1 protein-coding gene and 1 pseudogene are annotated in these 1,728 nt (G+C 37.7%); both read right to left on the bottom strand.

Translation table 11 applies throughout. The features are described 5' to 3' along the window. On the bottom strand, window positions 1–1,273 hold a 1,273-nt coding region (locus ACGLWY_RS18610), incomplete at its 3' end, for a LamG-like jellyroll fold domain-containing protein (protein WP_396621179.1). 10 nt (window positions 1,274–1,283) lie between these two features. Further along, window positions 1,284–1,728: pseudogene (locus tag ACGLWY_RS18605) on the bottom strand (hypothetical protein); the annotation flags it as partial.

Below are 1,728 nucleotides of genomic sequence, written 5' to 3'. Positions count from 1 at the left end.
ATGCTGTCCAGCTTAGATCGACCGTGGTATCGGTCTGGACAGCACTGGATAGTGTGGGCGCTGTGGGCGCTTGGGTATCTATTATTGCTGATTCTGGAGTTCCTGCGACAGCAAACGCTGAAGGATTACTCATATTATTATACTCGGTACTTATCCATTCATCAGACCTAAATGTATTGGAAACACGTAATTCATCAATTGCTCCATCTAATTTTCCAAATGCACCATTACTTCTGGATCCTAAATACAGGTTTTGTGCCAGGCCATCTGAAGGAGCGATCACTGTCATTTCTGATGAGAAATTACCATTCAAAAAAATAGTAACACCTGTTCCTGATGAATTCAGCTTAACCACTATATAATTCCATTCATTTATATTATAGTTTAGGCCAGAATCTGGTATGCTTGATCCATCGTAGTATGAAACAAAACCCTGTAGCTGTGGTAAAATGTTATAACCATTAACTACTGTTTCACTTCGTTTAGCCATGACATAAAAATCATGTAATTTGTTAGGCTTAAACCATCCGGAAATAGTTAAATTAGCAGTCAAGTTCAAACTAGTATTATTACCAACATTAAAAAAGTTTGTGCCTTTAAGGTTGATGCCCCCGCCCACTTTGCTTATAACACTGTTACTTGAATCCATAATTTCCTTGGAAACCCCGTCATTAGAATTTTCACCACTATCCTTTATTTGTAAGATACCACTGGTAGCGTTTTCATCAAGGTGCCAAATCGACACGTAATTGTTGTTAATCCACACATTTTGACTTCCATATACATCTGTAGCAGCAGGTTGTGCTTCACCAGCCTTGTTATACCAAACATAAATAGTCGTATTAGATGTTGCCGAAAGGTTCGGGATTTTCACCCAAATCTGACACTTCCTGTTAGCCAGACTAGCATCAGTAATAAACTCTACAATTTCGACAGCTAATCGATTATTTCCTGCAGCATCACTTGAGAAACGGATATCTCCTCCTCCATTTAATGCTGAGTTAGCACCTCCATCAACTATTTCAGAGTCTAAATAATCTAGTGTTACCAAGAAAGGAAAGTCTATTAGATCACTTGTACCGGGTACCTGATTTTGATCTATTGTTATAGCTTGTTTTCTATTCCACCCAGAGAAGTTTTGTGCCTCACCAACAAATACTGAAATCAACAAACAAATAAGAATAAGTTTCTTTACTAATACACTTTTGTTGTGCTTATTTATTTGCAATTTTTGCGGTACACCTTTATGATTCGATTTTATAATTGATTTCATGAACAAAACATTATTTATTCTTATGAAGTATAACTTCTAATTTTTTTATACGGTTTTCCTGTTGTAAAATATACAGTGTTAACTCTTCTATTTTTTCTAATAGCTTCATGTTCATAATGCCCAATTCGATGCCATGGGTTTCCATATCCTTTGCTGATGGCATGTTAGGCAAATGGCCATGGGTTATGATATATTCCTGTAGCTTTTGAAGTGGGGTCAGGTTGTAACCTGATTTAAATACATAGTCTGGGGCTGGAACGGATAGATCCACTTTGACCTCTTCGCTATGGATAGACCCTTTAACCGTTAATTTGGAATCTGGGATATTTGTGCCAATACCAACATTACCTGTATTATAGTACACATCCTGGTTGTTCAAGCTCCAGTAGCCTCCAGTTCCACCACCTGGAGTGGTGCCTGTTGTAATAGCCACTGCGTTACTAACGGTACTTTCG

It is taken from the genome of Mariniflexile sp. HMF6888, from assembly GCF_044335535.1.
GTDB lineage: Bacteria > Bacteroidota > Bacteroidia > Flavobacteriales > Flavobacteriaceae > Mariniflexile.
This window is presented reverse-complemented; position numbering and strand designations above follow the sequence as displayed.